Origin of the sequence: Rhizobium indigoferae, assembly GCF_034554815.1 — a bacterium.
Lineage (GTDB): Bacteria > Pseudomonadota > Alphaproteobacteria > Rhizobiales > Rhizobiaceae > Rhizobium > Rhizobium leguminosarum.
Genome location: NZ_CP140635.1, coordinates 391,669 through 409,080, shown reverse-complemented (window position 1 = coordinate 409,080; position 17,412 = coordinate 391,669). Strand labels below are relative to the sequence as shown.

At 61.8% G+C, this 17,412-nt stretch carries 12 protein-coding genes; 4 read left to right on the top strand and 8 right to left on the bottom strand.

From position 1 onward, the window contains the following. Positions 1-114 precede the first annotated feature (114 nt). Positions 115-564 carry a phasin gene (locus tag U5G49_RS02045; RefSeq protein ID WP_018244864.1) on the bottom strand — a complete coding sequence of 150 codons (450 nt, stop codon included), beginning with the start codon at positions 562-564 and terminating at the stop codon, positions 115-117. 213 nt (positions 565-777) lie between these two features. Here U5G49_RS02045 and U5G49_RS02040 point away from each other — a divergent pair, with 213 nt between their 5' ends. Next, complete coding sequence (locus U5G49_RS02040) at positions 778-4,563, top strand: sensor histidine kinase (RefSeq protein WP_193446666.1); 3,786 nt, start codon at positions 778-780, stop codon at positions 4,561-4,563. A 221-nt stretch (positions 4,564-4,784) separates the two neighbouring features. Here the strand turns inward: U5G49_RS02040 and U5G49_RS02035 are convergent, their stop codons facing one another. Next, positions 4,785-6,737, bottom strand: a complete 1,953-nt coding sequence (locus U5G49_RS02035) for an acetoacetate--CoA ligase (protein WP_193446667.1) — start codon at positions 6,735-6,737, stop codon at positions 4,785-4,787. A gap of 276 nt (positions 6,738-7,013) precedes the next feature. On the opposite strand from U5G49_RS02035, the gene U5G49_RS02030 reads away from it, so the two are divergent. After that, complete coding sequence (locus U5G49_RS02030) at positions 7,014-8,906, top strand: AsmA family protein (RefSeq protein WP_193446668.1); 1,893 nt, start codon at positions 7,014-7,016, stop codon at positions 8,904-8,906. A gap of 89 nt (positions 8,907-8,995) precedes the next feature. Here U5G49_RS02030 and U5G49_RS02025 read toward each other — a convergent pair whose 3' ends face one another. From U5G49_RS02025 to U5G49_RS02005, 5 genes are all read right to left on the bottom strand, one after another. Next, entirely contained in the window at positions 8,996-9,814 is an 819-nt protein-coding gene (locus U5G49_RS02025) for an ABC transporter permease (protein WP_018244860.1), read from the bottom strand. A 3-nt stretch (positions 9,815-9,817) separates the two neighbouring features. Further along, on the bottom strand, positions 9,818-10,729 hold the full coding sequence (locus U5G49_RS02020) for an ABC transporter permease subunit (protein ID WP_018244859.1): 912 nt from the start codon (positions 10,727-10,729) through the stop codon (positions 9,818-9,820). A 4-nt stretch (positions 10,730-10,733) separates the two neighbouring features. Continuing rightward, on the bottom strand, positions 10,734-11,876 hold the full coding sequence (locus U5G49_RS02015; RefSeq protein WP_012756109.1) for an ABC transporter ATP-binding protein: 1,143 nt from the start codon (positions 11,874-11,876) through the stop codon (positions 10,734-10,736). Positions 11,877-11,971: 95 nt separating this feature from the next. After that, a complete protein-coding gene (locus U5G49_RS02010) occupies positions 11,972-13,069 on the bottom strand; it encodes a polyamine ABC transporter substrate-binding protein (protein WP_018244858.1) in 1,098 nt (365 codons plus the stop codon). Positions 13,070-13,195: 126 nt separating this feature from the next. Beyond that, the gene (locus tag U5G49_RS02005) at positions 13,196-14,605 is read right to left on the bottom strand and encodes a helix-turn-helix domain-containing protein (RefSeq protein ID WP_193446669.1); all 1,410 of its coding nucleotides are present in this window, start codon (positions 14,603-14,605) and stop codon (positions 13,196-13,198) included. Between the two features lie 190 nt (positions 14,606-14,795). On the opposite strand from U5G49_RS02005, the gene aceA reads away from it, so the two are divergent. Both aceA and U5G49_RS01995 read left to right on the top strand, forming a co-directional pair. After that, on the top strand, positions 14,796-16,085 hold the full coding sequence (gene aceA / locus U5G49_RS02000; RefSeq protein ID WP_193446670.1) for an isocitrate lyase: 1,290 nt from the start codon (positions 14,796-14,798) through the stop codon (positions 16,083-16,085). 21 nt (positions 16,086-16,106) lie between these two features. Further along, positions 16,107-16,343: an SMc00767 family acetate metabolism repressor gene (locus U5G49_RS01995; RefSeq protein ID WP_003545603.1), complete on the top strand. Its 237-nt coding sequence runs from the start codon at positions 16,107-16,109 to the stop codon at positions 16,341-16,343. 142 nt (positions 16,344-16,485) lie between these two features. Here U5G49_RS01995 and U5G49_RS01990 read toward each other — a convergent pair whose 3' ends face one another. Then, positions 16,486-17,355 carry a LysR family transcriptional regulator gene (locus U5G49_RS01990; protein ID WP_193446671.1) on the bottom strand — a complete coding sequence of 290 codons (870 nt, stop codon included), beginning with the start codon at positions 17,353-17,355 and terminating at the stop codon, positions 16,486-16,488. Positions 17,356-17,412: the final 57 nt, after the last annotated feature.

The following is a 17,412-nucleotide window of genomic DNA, read 5'->3' as shown; positions in this document are numbered from 1 at the left end:
CGCGACGGGGGTCACATACGAGGACTTGGCGACGAATTCAAGCCCCATTCCTCGCCAATATACAAAAAGGCTGGACGCGAGGTCCAGCCTTTTATCTCGATCGGTAAAAACCGATCAGGCAACCTTGAAGGAAGCCATGGCCTTTTCGGCGGCGTCCTTGGAGGGCTTTGCGAGCTTCTCGGCCACCTGCTTGGTGGTTTCCTGGATCGACTTCGCCTGCTCGACGGTGAGTTCGGCCTGCTTGCGGATGAACGAGGTCTGCAATTCGAAGAATTCGGCCGGCGACTTGACGCCGAGCAGCGCTTCGAAGTGCGACAGCGAGTTCTCGGAATTGACGCGCAGGATGTCGATCGCCTTCAGGCCGATCTCGACCGAGCCGGCCTGTGCCGTCTGAACGGTGGCTTCGAGCGTCTTGCCGGCTTCCTCGCCAGCGGTCTTCAGCTTGGCATAGGCATCCTTCGACTGCTGAGCGCCCTTTTCGGCGAACTCACGGAAAGATTCCGTGAACTTGGACGGGTCGAAAGAAGCGATTGAAAAAACGTCGTCGGTCTTTATGGTAGCCATGGGTCGCATCCTTTGGGTTGAGGCAGCCGCTGCCTGCGTTTGTTGGATGATGCTTATATAAGACATTTCATTGTGCATTGCAACAATTATTGTGCGGTGCACAAGACGTTAACCTTTCCGGCCGAAAACCCCCTCCTCTTCTGGACCGGCATGCGCCCCGCAGTTATTAATAAGCCGTTAATTTAAGAAGGCCGACAGCGACAAGGTTCGAACATGCCCGCAGTCCAATATCCGTTCATCGATATCGCCGTGCATGCACGGGTACGGGAACGCTTTTCACGCGGCGAGGCCATGGTGCTGTTTTCGGCCGATCTTGCCCGTCTGCTCTGGGCGAACGGTGCAGGTGCCGAGCTTTTCGGCCATTCGGCTGTCTATGACCTGCTCGATCAGGGGGTCGACCGCGCCGACATCACCTTCCGCCAGCTGGAAACCGCCGCGCGCCAGCTGACCGATATCGGCGACAGCCGCAGCCTGATGATCCGCGTTGCCAAGGGCTTTCAGCGTGCGCAGGTACAGGCGGCTGCCGAACTGATCCGGCTTTCCCAGGGCGAAAAGGCCATCCTGTTTTCAGTGCCGATCTCGGCAAAGCCACTCGCGGCCGGCGCATCGGCGGCCCAGATGCTGCAGGGACTTGATGATCCCGACACGCATATGGCGGTGATCGGCGCCAATGGCGAGGTCATCGCGGCCTCGCCGGGCTTTGCCTCGCTCGCGATCTCCGAGCAGACGGCAAAAACCTTGATCAACCTTGCCGGCGCGCATCCCGACCGGTTGGTGAAACGACCCGTCGCCACGAGCAGAGGCAATCTTCCGGCCGCCGTCGGCAAGCTCAGCGACGATCCGGCGCTCAATCTGCTTTTTGCCGTGGAGACTGCGATCGGTCATCTCGACGGGATCGATGCGCCCGCGCTCGACCCGGTCGATGCGCCCGCACAGGAAGAAAGCGTGCCGCCGGCCGAAGCGCTTCAGGACGGGCCTGTTGCCGCTACAGGCTTCACCGATATCATCGACGCGGTCTCGGGAATCGAAGAGGTCGAGGAGACGCTCGAGGAGATCGCCGGCGAAAGCGAACAGCCGGCCGGGATAGCTCTAGCATCCGCAGACGAGGCGGTTGACGATGGGCTTTCTCCTGCCGCGGATGCGAAGCCGGAGAGCGACGAGAGCACGATCGATAGCAGCGCGGCTGAAGCCTCCGAGCCCGCCGCGGTCATCGAGGACGATTTGGCCTCCGTTGCCGAGACGGTGGAACCGCCTATTGAAGCCAGCGAAACGCCTATTGAAGACACGCCGGAAGCGGTCCATGAAGAGCCCGTCATCGCAAAGTCTGTGGTCGCCGACCTGCCCCCGCTTGCGGCTGAGCCCGGCTTCGTCTTCAGGCCGAACAGCCGCGCCACGCGCTTCGTCTGGAAAATCGACGCCGAAGGCCGGTTCAACGAGGTGAGCCACGAATTTGCCGAGGCCGTCGGTCCGCACGCCTCCGATATCATCGGATCTGCCTTCGGCGATGTCGCCGCCCTCTTCAATCTCGATCCTGACGGCAAGCTTTCCGAGGCGCTCGCCCGCCGCGACACGTGGTCGGGCAAGACGATCCTCTGGCCGGTCGAAGGCACCAGCCTCGTCGTTCCGGTCGATCTGGCGGCGCTGCCGACCTATACTCGCAACCGCGACTTCGATGGGTTCCGCGGCTTCGGCGTCGTCCGGCTTTCCGATGCCCAGGAAGATCCGCTGGCGCTCGGTCTGACACTCGGCCCGAACGGCATCGGCCATGACGCAGCGAGCCTCGGCCCACCTGCCGAAACCATTGCCGAGGTGATAGATGAAGCGGAGACAGCGCTTGAAGAACCGCTGATCGAACCCACCCTGACGCAAGAGGTCGAGGATCAGGCGCCGCAGGCGGAGCCAGCGCCGGAAGAGATCGCCACCGAGCAGGTGGCCATCGAGACCCCTGCCCCGGAAAATGCTGCAGAAAGAGCGGAAGGCAGCGTCGATGCCGGCGACGTTTCCGCTGCCGAGCCCGCAGCCGATCTTCCGCAAGAGCCGCCGGCGCTTCGCATTTCGGAAACGCCCAATCGCCGTTTCTCCGACAAGATCGTTCAGCTCCACAACAGCGGCGCTGCGCTGACGGCCGCCGAACAGGCCAATTTCCGCGAGATCGCCAAGCGCCTCGAAGCCTTCGGCGCCAGCAAGGACGAGCCTGCCGTTCCGGCAACGATGGAAACCGCCGTCACCGAAACCGCCGGCTTCGAAAAGGCCTCCGGACCCGAAGAGGTCGAGGCCGAAACACCCATCGCCGAGAAGGCGGAAACACTGTCGCTCGAAGAGGTGGCGGCGCAGGAGGCGATCTTCGAGAATGCCGTCGAGGCGCAGAGCGAAGACGACGGCGCCACCGAAGAGCCTTCAGTCATCGCCGAAGACGAGGCAACGGAAGGGCTCGAGGAGACGGTCAGCCAGATCGAGGTTCTCACAAGCTTCATTCCGCCGCGCGTCAAGATGACGGACGGGCTTTCGGTGGGCACGGTCGACCTGCTGCCTGTTGCCGTGCTCATCCATATCGGCGATGCGCTGATCCATGCCAATCCGGAATTCATGCGGCTGACGGGCTACGATTCGCTCGAGGCATTGCGCGAGGTGGGCGGCATCGAAGCCCTGCTGCAGCGCCGTGAACTCGAGGAAAAGTCTGTCGGCTCCGGGACCATGATGCTCGTCAAGGCCGATGATACGCTGGCGCCGGTAACCGCGCGGCTACAATCGGTGCGCTGGGAAGACGCCAATGCATTGATGCTGGCGTTGATGCCGGTGGAAGGCAAGGAAGATGGCCGTGGCGAAGCAAACCGTTCCGAGGGCCGCCCCGAGCGGATGGTCGAGAAGGTCGCCAAGCTTCAGGTCGAAGTGGAAGAATTGCGCTCGATCCTGGAAACGGCGACCGACGGCGTCGTCGTCATCGGCACCGAGGGCGACATCCGCTCGATGAACCGGTCGGCCAGCGCGCTTTTCAATTACGACGAGCAGGAGACGCGCGGCAAACCCTTCGTCATGCTGTTTGCCCATGAGAGCCAGAAAGCGGTCATCGACTATCTCAACGGCCTCTCCGGCCATGGCGTGGCAAGTGTGCTGAACGACGGGCGTGAAGTGATCGGCCGCGAGGCCGCCGGCGGCTTCGTGCCGCTGTTCATGACGATGGGCCAGCTCACCTCCTCAAACGGCTATTGCGCCGTCATCCGCGATATCACCCAGTGGAAGCGCACCGAGGACGAGTTGCGCAACGCCAAGGGTGCGGCTGAAACCGCCAACGCCCATAAGACCGATTTCCTCGCCCGTGTCAGCCACGAGATCCGCACGCCGCTCAACGCCATCATCGGCTTTTCCGACATGATGGCGGGCGAGCGCTTCGGCCCGATCGGCCATCCGCGTTATATAGAATATGCTAATGACATCGGCCGCTCCGGCCGGCATGTGCTCGACATCGTCAACGACCTGCTCGACATTTCGAAGATCGAAGCGGGCGAGATGGATCTCGATTTTGATGCCGTCGGTCTCAACGAGGCGGTCTCCGAGGCCGTGGCGCTGATCCAGCCGCAGGCGAATGGCCAGCGCGTCATCATCCGCACGGCGCTGTCGCAATCGGTGCCCGATGTCGTGGCCGACCTGCGCTCGATCAAGCAGATTGCCCTGAACATCCTGTCGAACGCCATCCGCTTCACCCCATCAGGCGGGCAGATCGTCGTTTCCACGTCCTATGAGGCCAATGGCAGCGTCGTCCTCAGGGTCCGCGATACCGGCATCGGCATGACGCGCAGCGAACTCGACCAGGCGATGAAGCCGTTCCGGCAGGTCTCCTCGACCCAATCGCGCCATCGAGGCGACGGCACCGGGCTCGGCCTGCCGCTGACCAAGGCGATGGTGGATGCCAACCGGGCAACGTTCTCGATCAATTCGACGCCCAACGAGGGCACTCTCGTCGAGATCACCTTCCCGTCGCAGCGGGTGCTGGCCGGCTGATCGGAGCGCAAAGAAAAGGCAGCCAGAGGCTGCCTAGAATTTGGTGCTGTTCAACAAGAGCTCAGTCGATCAACGTCATGTTTCGGAGGCTAGAAAGCCCCAGGCCGCCTCGTTCATGTGCGACCCCCAAGATGGCTTCACCTTTGACAAACCTTTCTTAACGAAAGGTTTCCATGACAGGAGATTGATAGAGGGTGAAAGCTTGTAGTTTCCGATCGCTGTCAATCCTTCAGTTCGCTTAGCCCGGCGAAGAGCCGCAGCGCCTCGGGATTGGCAAGCGCTTCCTGGTTTTTCACCGGCCGGCCGTGAACGACCTCGCGCACGGCAAGCTCGACGATCTTGCCGGATTTGGTGCGGGGAATATCGGCAACCGCGATGATCTTCGCCGGCACATGCCGCGGCGAGGCGCCGGTGCGAACACGCGTCTTGATCGCCTTGACGAGATCAGCCGTCAGCGTCACACCTGGGGCAAGGCGAACGAAGAGGATGACGCGGACGTCGTCGTCCCACTCCTGGCCGATGCAGAGCGCCTCGGCCACCTCCTCCATCTGCTCGACCTGATTATAGATCTCCGCCGTGCCGATGCGAACGCCGCCGGGATTGAGCGTCGCATCCGAACGGCCGTGGATCACAAGGCCGCCATGCTCCGTCCATTCGGCGAAATCGCCGTGGCACCAGACATTGTCGAACCGGTCGAAATAGGCGGCGCGATATTTGGCGCCATCGGGGTCGTTCCAGAACATTACCGGCATCGAGGGGAAGGCCTTGGTGCAGACGAGCTCACCCTTCTCCCCGCGCACCGGCTTGCCATCATCGTTCCAGACATCGACGGCAAGGCCGAGGCCGGCCCCCTGGATCTCGCCGCGCCAGACCGGCTGCAGCGGATTGCCGAGCACGAAGCAGGAGACGATATCGGTGCCGCCTGAGATCGAAGCGAGCTGCACGTCCTCCTTGATGCCCTCATAGACGAAGGTGAATCCTTCCGGCGACAGGGGCGAACCGGTGGAAGTCATCAGCCGCAGGCTGGAAAGATCGTGACTTGCGCGCGGCGTCAGCCCGCCCTTGCGCACCGCATCGATATATTTCGCCGAGGTGCCGAAGATGGCGAATTTTTCGGCCTCGGCATAGTCGAACAGCACGTTGCCATCGGGGGCGAAGGGCGAGCCGTCGAACAGGCAGAGCGTTGCGCCGCTTGCGAGACCGCTGACCAGCCAGTTCCACATCATCCAGCCGCAGGTGGTGAAGTAGAATAGCTTCTCGCCCGCCTGCAGGCCGCAATGCAGCCGGTGCTCCTTCAGATGCTGCAGCAGCGTGCCTCCAGCCGAATGCACGATGCATTTCGGCACGCCTGTCGTGCCTGACGAAAAGAGGATGTAGAGCGGATGTGCGAAGCCAAGCCGCATGAATTCGACTTCCCTTGCCTCATAGGGCGCGACAAAGGCCTCAAGCGTTGAAGCCCCTGCCGTCTTGCGCGCCACTGCCTCCGCATCGCCGGCGTAGTGGACAATGACGGAGGGAATACCCAGACTTTTTGTGACGGTGGCGACCTTGGCGCCGACATCCTGCAGCTTGCTGGAATACCAATAGGCATCGCAAGCGATGAACAGCCTCGGGCCGATCTGGCCGAAACGGTCGAGCACACCCTGCTCGCCGAAATCGGGCGAACAGGACGACCATATGGCGCCGATCGAGGCGGCGGCGAGCATGGCGGCCACGGTCTCCGGCATGTTCGGCATCATGGCGGCGATGCGATCGCCCTTGCCGATCCCGAGTGCTGCGAAGGCCTGCTGCAGCTTCGAGACCAGCGCGCGCAGCCGGTCCCACGACCAGCGGTCCTCGGCCTTGTCCTCGCCGCGGAAGATGATGGCATCGCCCTCACCGCGGCCAGACAGCAGGTTCTCGGCGAAGTTCAGTGTCGCGTCAGGAAAGAAGCGGGCGTCCAGCATGCGATCGCCATTGGCAAGCACCTCTGCGCCGCGCTCTCCCTTCACGCCGCAGAAATCCCAGACGGTCGACCAGAAATTCTCCCGCTCGGCCACCGACCATGCATGCAGCTCCTCAAAGCCAGAAAGAGAAAGCCCGAAATCGGCATTGCAGCGTTCCATGAAGGCATGGATCGGGCTTTTTGCAACGGCATCCCTCGAGGGCACCCAAAGTGGTCTGTTATCCTGCATTCAATCCTCCTCCCCAATGCCGTCTTTATATCATGCTGCATTGCATTATAAAGTGCGGAACCGACGCGATCCGACGCCTGGAGAATGATGCCGAAAAGTGTGCGCGGTTTTCGGACGACATCATGCTCCAACTATTTAATTGAAAGTGCTACATCGTCCTTTGCGCGTCTGAAATGACGCGCGGCGCTGTATGGGATTTGCATATGCCTGATATTTCCTATATCCGCCGAATTCAGCGCATAACGGGATGACCGGCTGAATTTGCCGGCGGAGATCATGAGCACGTCAAGACATCGCAGGTGGCGCAGGAAGATCGGACCCGTTTCGCGCTGGCTTCCGGCCTTCGCCCGCCTGTCGACGGTATTCCTGCTGATAGCGCTCGCGCTTTTCGTGGCGCTCAGGGTCGCCGCACCCTATCTCATCTCGACCGGCTTCGTGCGATCCGGCATCGAGGACGCGCTGTCGAAATGGACGGGCTACCATGCCGAGATCAAGGGCAGTCCGGTTCTCGAATTCTGGCCGACGCCGCGCATCACACTGAACCAGATTACCATCCGCCAGCCGCGCGAAAGCGGCGACAAGCTGCTCGGCAGTATCGAAAGCCTGTCAGCCGATTTCAGCCTTATCGATGCGTTGCGAGGCCGAACGAGCTTCCACGAATTCCATCTGGTGCGCCCCAACCTGGCGCTGACGCGCGACGAGAAAGGGCTGATCGACTGGAGTTATGCCGGCCTGCTCGCTCGCGCGATCAAAGGCGTACGCTCCGAAAACGGAGCTGAGGTGCTTGCTCGGGATCTCGATGCCGAGATCGGCGCAGTGACGGTCGAGGACGGGACGGTTGTGGTCACCGACATCAAGTCCGCCAAGACCTATCATTTCGATAGCGTCACCGCTGATATCGCCTGGCCGAGGCTATCCGGCGCGATCTCGGCGGTCGTCATCGCCCGCATCAACGGCGAGGACCTGAAGGTCGATTTCGCCTCGCGCCAGCCGCTGCTCGCCTTCGCCGGCAGGAATGCCGAGACCCGGACGTCGCTCACATCGAACCTGTTGACGGCGCACTTCCAGGGGATTGCCAGCATCGCCAGCCTTTCGGCCCTTTCCGGTAATATCACCGCCAGCATTCCCGATGTGCCGGCACTGCTGACATGGTCGGGCAAATCGATCCCCGGCATCGCAACGTTGAAGAGCGCTTCGCTGGAATCCGACATCATGTCGTCGGGCAACGGGCTGCGCTTCAACAATCTCAGTCTCTCGCTGAACGAAGCGAGTGCCACCGGGGTGATGGACCTTTTCACCCAACCCGGAAAACGGCCGAAGATCGGCGGCACGCTGGCCTTCGACCAGATGAACCTCAAGCCCTTCCTCGATGCCTTCGCGCTCAGGCTCGCCGCCGGCGAGGCGGAGGAAATCTCCGCCGGCATAAGCGGGCCGCTGCGGCTGCTCGATGTCGACGTCAGGCTTTCGGCACGGCGCGCGCAGATGGGTCTCTTCGAGCTTTCCGACGTTGGCGCCAGCGTGATCGTTGCCGGCGGCGAAGCGAAATTCGATATTGGCGACAGCCAGTTCGAAGGCGGCGAGATGACCGCGCATCTGGAAGCGACGCAGCGCGACTTCGACGGCGGCGGCAAGCTGCAGTTGTCGATCCGCAATGCCGACTTCGCAGCCCTTGCAGAGCGCCTGCAACTGAAGGGTCCGCTGCCGCTTGCGACAGGATCGCTCGATCTCGACCTGCTGTCGCCGAAGGCGATCTGGACGACCGGCCTTGCCGACGTCACCGGCAAGTTGCGTTTCTGGACCAGGGAAGGCACGATTCCCGGCATTGATGCTGCGGCATTGCGCACGCAGGCAGCCGAAAAGCCGTTCTTTCCGCTGAGCGCGGCAGCAGGCGGCGCCTTCGCCTTCAACCAGCTGAACCTGCAGGCCGATTTCGCCAACGGCACCGCCGAGATGCACGACGCCCGTATCGCCGGCGCCACACAGACGCTGACGCTTTCCGGCGTCATCACCTATCAGTCGAACGGGCTGGCGCTTTCCGGATCGCTGGAGGCAACCGATCCTGCCAAGGCGGCGGAGCTGCCGCTTCTGCCGTTCTTCGTCGGCGGTTCATGGCCGAACCCGGTGATCTCACCGGTGCCGCTTTTCGGCAATACACCCCACGCGCAATGAAGCATGTCGCGCAAACGCGTGCAGCGGTTTTGCGAGAACGACATGCGTAAAATAGAGACATAAAGCGCGAGGAGCACGCGCTTTAGACCTTACGCCCCGGCGGCGGCGGCGCGTTCGTCCCTCTGGCGCTGCGTTTCGCGGCGCTTGGTGATGATCGAGGCGCAGATGACGCCGAAGGCGACGACGCCGATCAGGATCGTGCACACCGCATTGATCTCGGGCGTCACGCCGAGGCGGACCTGGCTGTAGATCCTCATCGGCAGCGTGGTGGCGCCAGGCCCCGAGGTGAAGCTCGCAATCACCAGATCGTCAAGCGACAGGGTGAAGGCCAGGATCCAGCCGGAGAGCACGGCTGGCGCGATGATCGGCAGGGTGATCTCGAAGAAGGTGCGCACCGGCGGCGCGCCGAGATCCTGGGCAGCTTCCTCGATCGAATGATCGAAACTGAGCAGGCGCGACTGCACAACGACGGCGACGAAGCACATGGTCAGCGTCGTGTGCGCGAGCGTGATCGTCCAGAAGCCACGATCGAGACCGATCGCCACGAAGAGCAGCAGCAATGACAGGCCGGTGATGACCTCCGGCATGACGAGCGGGGCATAGACCATGCCCGAAAACAACATGCGGCCGCGAAAGCGGGTGTAGCGCACCAATGTCAGCGCCGCCATCGTGCCGAGGATGGTTGCAAACGTTGCCGACAGCAGCCCGACGCGCAGCGTCACCCAGGCAGCGTCGAGCAAGGCCTGATTGCTCATCAACGAGACATACCATTTCGTCGAGAAGCCGCCCCAGACGGTCACGAGTTTGGATTCGTTGAAAGAGAAAATGACGAGAAGCACGATCGGCAGATAGAGGAAAGCGAAGCCGAGCGTGACGGAGACGATGTTGAAACGGGTCCATTTCAGCATGGCTTATTTCCCCCGCTCTTCGGCTTTGGCCTGGACATTCTGGAAGAAGACGATCGGGATGACCAGGATCAGCAACAGGATGGTCGCCACCGCCGAGGAGACCGGCCAGTCGCGATTGGAATTGAACTCGTTCCACAGCGTCTTGCCGATCATCAGCGTCTGCGACCCGCCGAGCAGATCGGGAATGACGAATTCGCCGACGGCCGGGATGAAGACCAGCATGCAGCCGGCCACCACGCCGGGGATCGACAGCGGGAAGGTGACGCGCCAGAAGGCGGTGATCGGCGGGCAGCCGAGATCCTGGGCGGCTTCGATCAGCGTGCCGTCCATCTTCTCGAGCGCCGAATAAAGCGGCAGCACCATGAAGGGCAGATAGGAATAGACGATGCCGATATAGACGGCGGTATTGGTGTTGAGGATGATCAGCGGCGTATCGATCAGGTGCAGCGACAGCAGCAGCTGGTTGAACAGGCCCTCCGGCTTGAGGATGGCGATCCAGGCGTAGACGCGAATCAGGAAGCTCGTCCAGAAGGGCAGGATGACGAGCATCACCAGCGTCGGCCGCAGGCCACGTGGCGCCTGCGCCATGCCGTAGGCGATTGGATAGGCGATCAGCAGCGTCAGGAAGGTGGAGATCGCGGCGATCACCACGCTCGACACATAGGCGTTGAAATAGAGCGGGTCGTCGGTGAGGTAGGTGTAGTTGTCGAGGGAGAATTCGCCGATCTTGCTTAAGAGGCCGGCCCAGCCGTCAGCGAAGGAGAAGACAGGCTCATAGGGCGGCATGGCGATCGCCGTCGTCGACATCGAAATGCGGAAGACGATGAAGAAGGGCGCCAGGAAGAAGAGTAGCAGCCAAGCGTAAGGGATGACGATGACGAGGCGATTGTAGAGGCCGGACGTGAACTTCCCCATGATGTCAATCCTTCAGCAGGACGCCGGCATTCTCGTCGAAGGAGACCCAGACTTCCTGATCGTAGGTGAAGGGGTCGTCGACGGAGCGCTGCGCATTGAGGGACGAGGCCTTGACGACGTTGCCGCTCTGCAATTTCACATGGAAGACGGTCATGTCGCCGAGATAGGCGATATCCCAGAGTTCGCCTCTGGCGGCGTTGACGGAGGCGTTGGCGGGCGGCGTGCGCCCGACCCGCATCTTTTCCGGCCGGATGGCGAAACCGACGGCGCTGCCTGCAGAAGGTGTTTCGGCGGCGGCGACACGCACGCTGAAGCCGCTATCGACTGATATCTCGACGGTGCCATTGCCCGATGAGGCGACCTTGCCGTCGAAGATGTTCACGTCGCCTATGAAATCCGCGACGAAACGGCAATTCGGCGCCTCGTAGATCTCGGCCGGCGTCGCCACCTGCACGACCTTGCCGTGGCTCATGACAGCGATACGGTCCGCCATGGTCATCGCCTCTTCCTGGTCGTGGGTGACGACGACGAAGGTGAGGCCGAGATTCTGTTGCAGGTCCATCAGTTCGAACTGGGTTTCCTCGCGCAGCTTCTTGTCGAGCGCGCCGAGCGGTTCGTCGAGCAGCAGCACCTTCGGGCGCTTGGCGAGCGAGCGGGCCAGCGCCACGCGTTGGCGCTGGCCGCCGGAAAGCTGGTTCGGCTTGCGGGAGGCAAATTGCTCCAGCTTGACGAGCTTCAGCATCTGCAAGACGCGGTCAGTCATCTCGTCCTTCGCCATGCCGTCCTGTCTCAGGCCGAAGGCGATATTCTTCTCGACCGTCATGTGCGGGAAAAGCGCATAGGACTGGAACATCATGTTGACGGGGCGCCTATAGGGCGGCGTGCCGGCCATGTCGGTGCCGTCGAGCACGATTTCGCCCGAGGTCGGCTGCTCGAAGCCGGCGAGCATGCGCAGAAGCGTCGACTTTCCGCAGCCGGAAGCGCCGAGCAGCGCGAAGAACTCGCGGTGATAAATATCGAGCGACAGGTTATCGACGGCGGTGAAATCACCGAAACGCTTGGTGACGTTCTTGATGGATATGAAGGGCTTGGCGGACGGATCGGTCCAAGGTGCGAAAGAGCGGCGAATATTGCCTAGAGACTTCATATTGTTCCCCGAAAATACATTCTTTTGCTCCCGGCTTCACCCGGCCGGAATCGTCAAAAAAAGACCCGGACGTTTCCGTCCGGGCCGTTATTCTATCATTGGCCGGTGACCACGGTGGTCCATAGCCGCGTCACGATCCGCTGCGTCTTCGGATCGAGCGGCGGAACGGTGAAGAGTTTCGCCATCACCTCGGGCGTCGGGTAGATCGCCGTATCGTCGAGGACCTCCTTGTCGAGGAACTGCTGCGACGCCTTGTTGCCGTTGGCGTAGAAGACGAAGTTCGAGGCCTTGGCGATCACTTCCGGCTTCATCATGTAGTTGATGAATTCATGGGCTTCCGCGACATGCGGCGCATCCTTCGGAATGCCGAAGACGTCGAAGAAGATCTGGGCGCCCTGCGACGGCACCGAATAATCGACCTTGACGCCGGCATTGGCTTCCGCGGCACGGTCGCGGGCCTGGAACATGTCGCCGGAATAACCGAGCGCGATGCAGATATCGCCGTTCGCCAGCGCGCTGATATATTCGGACGAATGGAACTTGCGGACGAAGGGACGGACGGCCGTGAGAACCTCCTGTGCCTTCTTGAGATCGGCTGGATCGGTGCTATTGGGATTGAGCCCGAGATAGGCGAGCACCGAGGGCACGACGTCAGTCGGGGAATCCAGCATATAGATGCCGCAATCCTTGAGTTTCGCCGCTTTCGCCGGATCGAACAACGCGTCCCAATTGGGCTTGTCGTCGGTGCCGAGGGCCGCCTTGACCTTGTCGACATTATAGCCGATGCCCGTCGTGCCCCACATGTAGTCGACGCTGTATTCATTGCCGGGGTCGAAGGACGCCACGCCCTTCATGATGACGTCCCACATATTGACCAGGTTCGGCAGCTTCGACTTGTCGAGCTTCTGGTAGACGCCGGCGGCGATCTGGCGCTGCATGAAGGATACGGTGGGGACGACGACGTCATACCCCGAACCACCGGCCAAGAGCTTGGTTTCCAGCGTCTCGTTGGAATCGAAAGTGTCGTAGACGACCTTGATGCCGGTTTCCTTGGTGAAATCCTCGAGGATGGAACTGTCGATATAATCCGACCAGTTGTAGACGTTGACCACGCGCTCCTGGGCAAAGGCCGGAGCGGCAGCAAGGAGTGCGGTAACGGCGGCGGCCGTCACGCATAGGATGGTTGACCTCATGACTTCTCCTGTTTGTTCAAAGATTCCGCACCCCCGGACATCTTTTCCCTCTGGTTTTCCACGCAGACTAAGAAGGAATTTCACAGCCCACAAGCGCAAAATCCTGCGCCCTCAATGATTTCACAATCACTGGAAATCGAAGGCGCTGAGCCCCGCCACCATCTCATCGAGCCCGAGCGGTCTCGTCACCGGCGGCTCGGCCCGGGAAAGGCAGCCGCGCCGCTCGCAAAGGCGACAGGCCGGACCGATCGTGACCGGATCGAGCGCCATCGCCTGGCCATAAACCACACCCTCGCCAAGGGCAGCGTCGCAGCCGATCAGGATCGCGGTGCGCCTCACCCTTTCGCCGAATTCGACGCTCGGTCCCTCCAGGGTGCGGGCGACCGTCAGGAAGGATGCCCCGTCCGGCATGACCACCGTTTCGGCAAGGATCTGGCCCGGCTGCAGGAAGGCGGCATGGATATTGAGCTTCGGACAGCCGCCGCCGAAACGGGCCTGCGGAAAGCCCTGGGCGCCTGCCCGGCGCAGCCGGTGGCCAGCGGCATCGATCTCGATCAGGAAGAAGGGAATGGCCGCCGCTCCGGGACGCTGCAGCATCGCAAGGCGCGCGGCGGCATGGCCGAAGGAGACGCCGAAGCGTGCACGCAGAATGTCGATATCGTAGCGCGTTGCCTTGGCGGCCGAAAGAAAGGCCTCGTAGGGCATTGCAAGCGCCAGTGCGGCGATGCGGGCAAGCTCGAAACGGGCGATGCGGCGCGCCTCGGCGGAGGAAAGCGAGAGATCGGCGAGCTCGGCATCGATTGCCGGCAGCAAAGCAAGGGTCGCAGCCACGATTGATATCTCATGCGCACGGTCGGCCTGTGACAGGCGCTCCGAGATGAAAAGCCGCATTGAATGGCGATCGAAACGGCGGCGCAGATCCGGCATGACGTGGACGGGCAGGACACGCACCGCGATGCCGCGCTCGGAACGCAGCCAATCCTTCAGCCCGGCAGCAAGATCGAGGCCGCCGGGGAGCGTTGCGGCAAAAGCTTCTGCCGCCGTCTCGATCCGTCCGAAATAACCAGACCTGCGCTCCAGCGTCTCGCGCACCTCGTCCAACGGCAACCGGCCGGCAGCGACCGGTGCATGTCCTTCGGCGACCATCAGCGCCGTCAGATCGGACAGCCTTGCCGCCTGCTCGCGATAGGCGCGATAGAGCTTGATCATGCCGCTCGCGGCATTGGGTGCTGCCTCGGCCACCTCCACCAATTCCTGATCGCCCGGCAACTCGCCCGACAGCAGCGGATCGACAAAGATTTCCTTGAGCTGGTCGAGACTGCCGCCGGTCGGCCCCCGCAATTCCTCCAGATCGACCCTATAGACGCTTGCAAGCTTGAGAAGGAGCTGCACCGTCAACGGACGCTGGTTGCGCTCGATCAGGTTCAGGTAGGACGGTGATATTTCAAGCGCTTCGGCCATGGCGGTCTGCGTCAGCGCCAGCGCATTGCGGATGCGCCTGACTTTCGGGCCTGCGAATATCTTTCGTTCCGCCATGTCACACCCTTTGACAAGGAAGGAGCGCTGTATTTACAAAATTTTACAAATTCACAGCGCCGCTCTGTCAATCCTCGTCATCTTAACCTCTTTCCAAGCAAGAAATCAAAGGTTTTTCTGGCCATATCGGCTCATATTGTCAATCTTGTCATGCAGCACCTTTGTCAGGCTTTTTAGTGAGGAGAGCAGCATGACGGATTTTTACAAGCTTGTTCCAAACGCGCCAGCTGATCGTTTCGACGGCATCGAGAGACCGTACTCGGCCGATGACGTGCGGCGGCTGAGAGGCTCGGTGGCGCTGCGCCATTCGCTGGCCGAAATGGGGGCGGACCGGTTGTGGCGGCTTTTGCACCAGGAGGATTTCGTCAATGCGCTCGGCGCACTTTCCGGCAACCAGGCCATGCAGATGGTGCGCGCCGGGCTGAAGGCGATCTATCTCTCCGGCTGGCAGGTGGCGGCCGATGCCAATACGGCATCGGCGATGTATCCCGACCAGTCTCTCTATCCGGCCAATGCCGGTCCGGAGCTTGCCAAACGCATCAACCGCACGCTGCAGCGCGCCGATCAGATCGAGACCTCGGAAGCCCAGGGACTTTCCGTCGAGACCTGGTTCGCACCGATTGTTGCCGATGCGGAAGCAGGCTTCGGCGGACCACTCAACGCCTTCGAGATCATGAAGGCCTATATCGAGGCGGGTGCAGCGGGCGTTCACTTCGAGGACCAGCTCGCTTCGGAGAAGAAATGCGGCCATCTCGGCGGCAAAGTGCTGATCCCGACGGCCGCCCATATCCGCAATCTCGACGCCGCGCGGCTTGCCGCCGACGTCATGGGCGTTGCGACGCTCGTCATCGCCCGCACCGACGCGGAAGCGGCAAAGCTGCTGACGTCAGACATCGACGAACGCGACCAGCCCTTCGTCGACTATGATGCCGGCCGCACGGTCGAAGGTTTCTATCAGGTGCGAAACGGCATCGAGCCCTGCATCGCGCGTGCCGTCGCCTATGCGCCGCATTGCGATCTCATCTGGTGCGAGACCTCGAAGCCGGACCTCGATCAGGCGCGGCGCTTTGCCGAAGGCGTGCACAAGGTGCATCCCGGCAAGCTGCTCGCCTATAATTGCTCGCCTTCCTTCAACTGGAAGAAGAATCTCGACGAGGCGACGATTGCGCGGTTCCAGCGCGAACTCGGCGCGATGGGCTACAAGTTCCAGTTCATCACGCTCGCCGGCTTCCACCAGCTGAACTACGGCATGTACGAACTGGCGCGCGGCTACCGGCAACGGCAGATGTCGGCCTATTCCGAGCTGCAGCAGGCGGAATTCGCCGCCGAGGTCAATGGCTATACCGCGACCAAACACCAGCGCGAGGTCGGCACCGGCTATTTCGACGCCGTGTCGCTCGCCATCACCGGCGGCCGGTCTTCGACGACAGCGATGCACGGCTCGACCGAACATGCGCAGTTCAAACCGGCTGCGGAATAACTCGAAGAGGAGGAGATGATCATGGCATCCATCACACGCGTCAGGGAACGGGCCGAAGAGCAGGCAAGCAGCATGAGCGAGGATCAGCAGACGACGATCCGCATGCTCGCCAACGACCTGCATCGGCTGAACCAATCGGTCATGAAAGCCGTCGAGGCCGGTGTGTCGGTCGAACTGGTGCGCTCGGCCCGTCATCACGGCGGCGACGGTCACTGGGGCGACCTGCTGATTCCCGTCGTCGTCACCAACCGGCATTGACGAAAAGCCGACCGTTGGCGGGCCGGCGAAGTCGGCCCGCTTCTTCAATCGCCGCGCGACCTATCGGGTGCGCGGCGCTTTACGTCTCTATTTGATGCATGTCGTGGCGCCAAAACCGCTGCACAGTTCTGGGTGACATGCTCTAGCCGCGGCTCGGTCGTTTTCCAGCGAAGAGATCGGCATAACTTTTGATGAGCTTGGTCATGCGGTCGGCGACCGTGCGGATCTCCGGGCGATGACGATCCTCGGCATTCATGACGATCCATTGCCGGTGGCGCAATTCCGGCAACTCGCCGCCCTGCCGCTGCAATTCAGGATGGAGATCGCCGACGAAGCAGGGAAGCACGGTCTTGCCGGCGCCGGCGCGCACCAGATCCGGCAGCGAACGCGGCCGATTGACGGTGGCGACGATCCCCGTCGCGGCCTTGGCGTGCGGCCAGCGCAGATAGGCCGATATCGCCTCTTCCTCAGCGACTGCAATCCAGCGCTCGTCGGTCTCGGCGGCGTTGCGTCTGATATAGACGGCATAGGCCACCTCCCCAAGCTGACGTGCGGCGAGATTGGCCTCCTCAGGCTCGAAGGCGCGAATACCGATATCGCTCTCGCGATAGGCAAGGCTCGCCCGCGCCTCGCCGATGGTGAGCGAAATGGCGAAGGCATCGCCCGGCACGCGGATTGCGGCGAAATTCTCCGTCAGCAGCCAGGCGACCCAGGTGCCGGCGGCAATCCTGACGGTCGTGCCGCCCTCGCCGGATTGCCGCCACGCCTCGACCTTGCGGGCGGCGGCTTCCATTTCCTGAAGGTGATCGAGCAGCGCCTGACCGTCCGGGGTCAGACGGTATCCGGTCTGGCTGCGGACAAACAATGCACGACCGATCTCCTGTTCGAGATCGAGCATGCGCCGGCCGACCGTCGCAGGACTAAGCCCGCTTGCGGTGCTTGCTCCCGTCAACCCGCCGAGCCGGGCGACCTGCAGGAAAAGCTGATAAGAATCCCAATTCGCGTTTTTCATAAATGAAAAACATAGCGGGATTTTCCCCGTTTATAAAGATAAATTCGATGCCTAGAT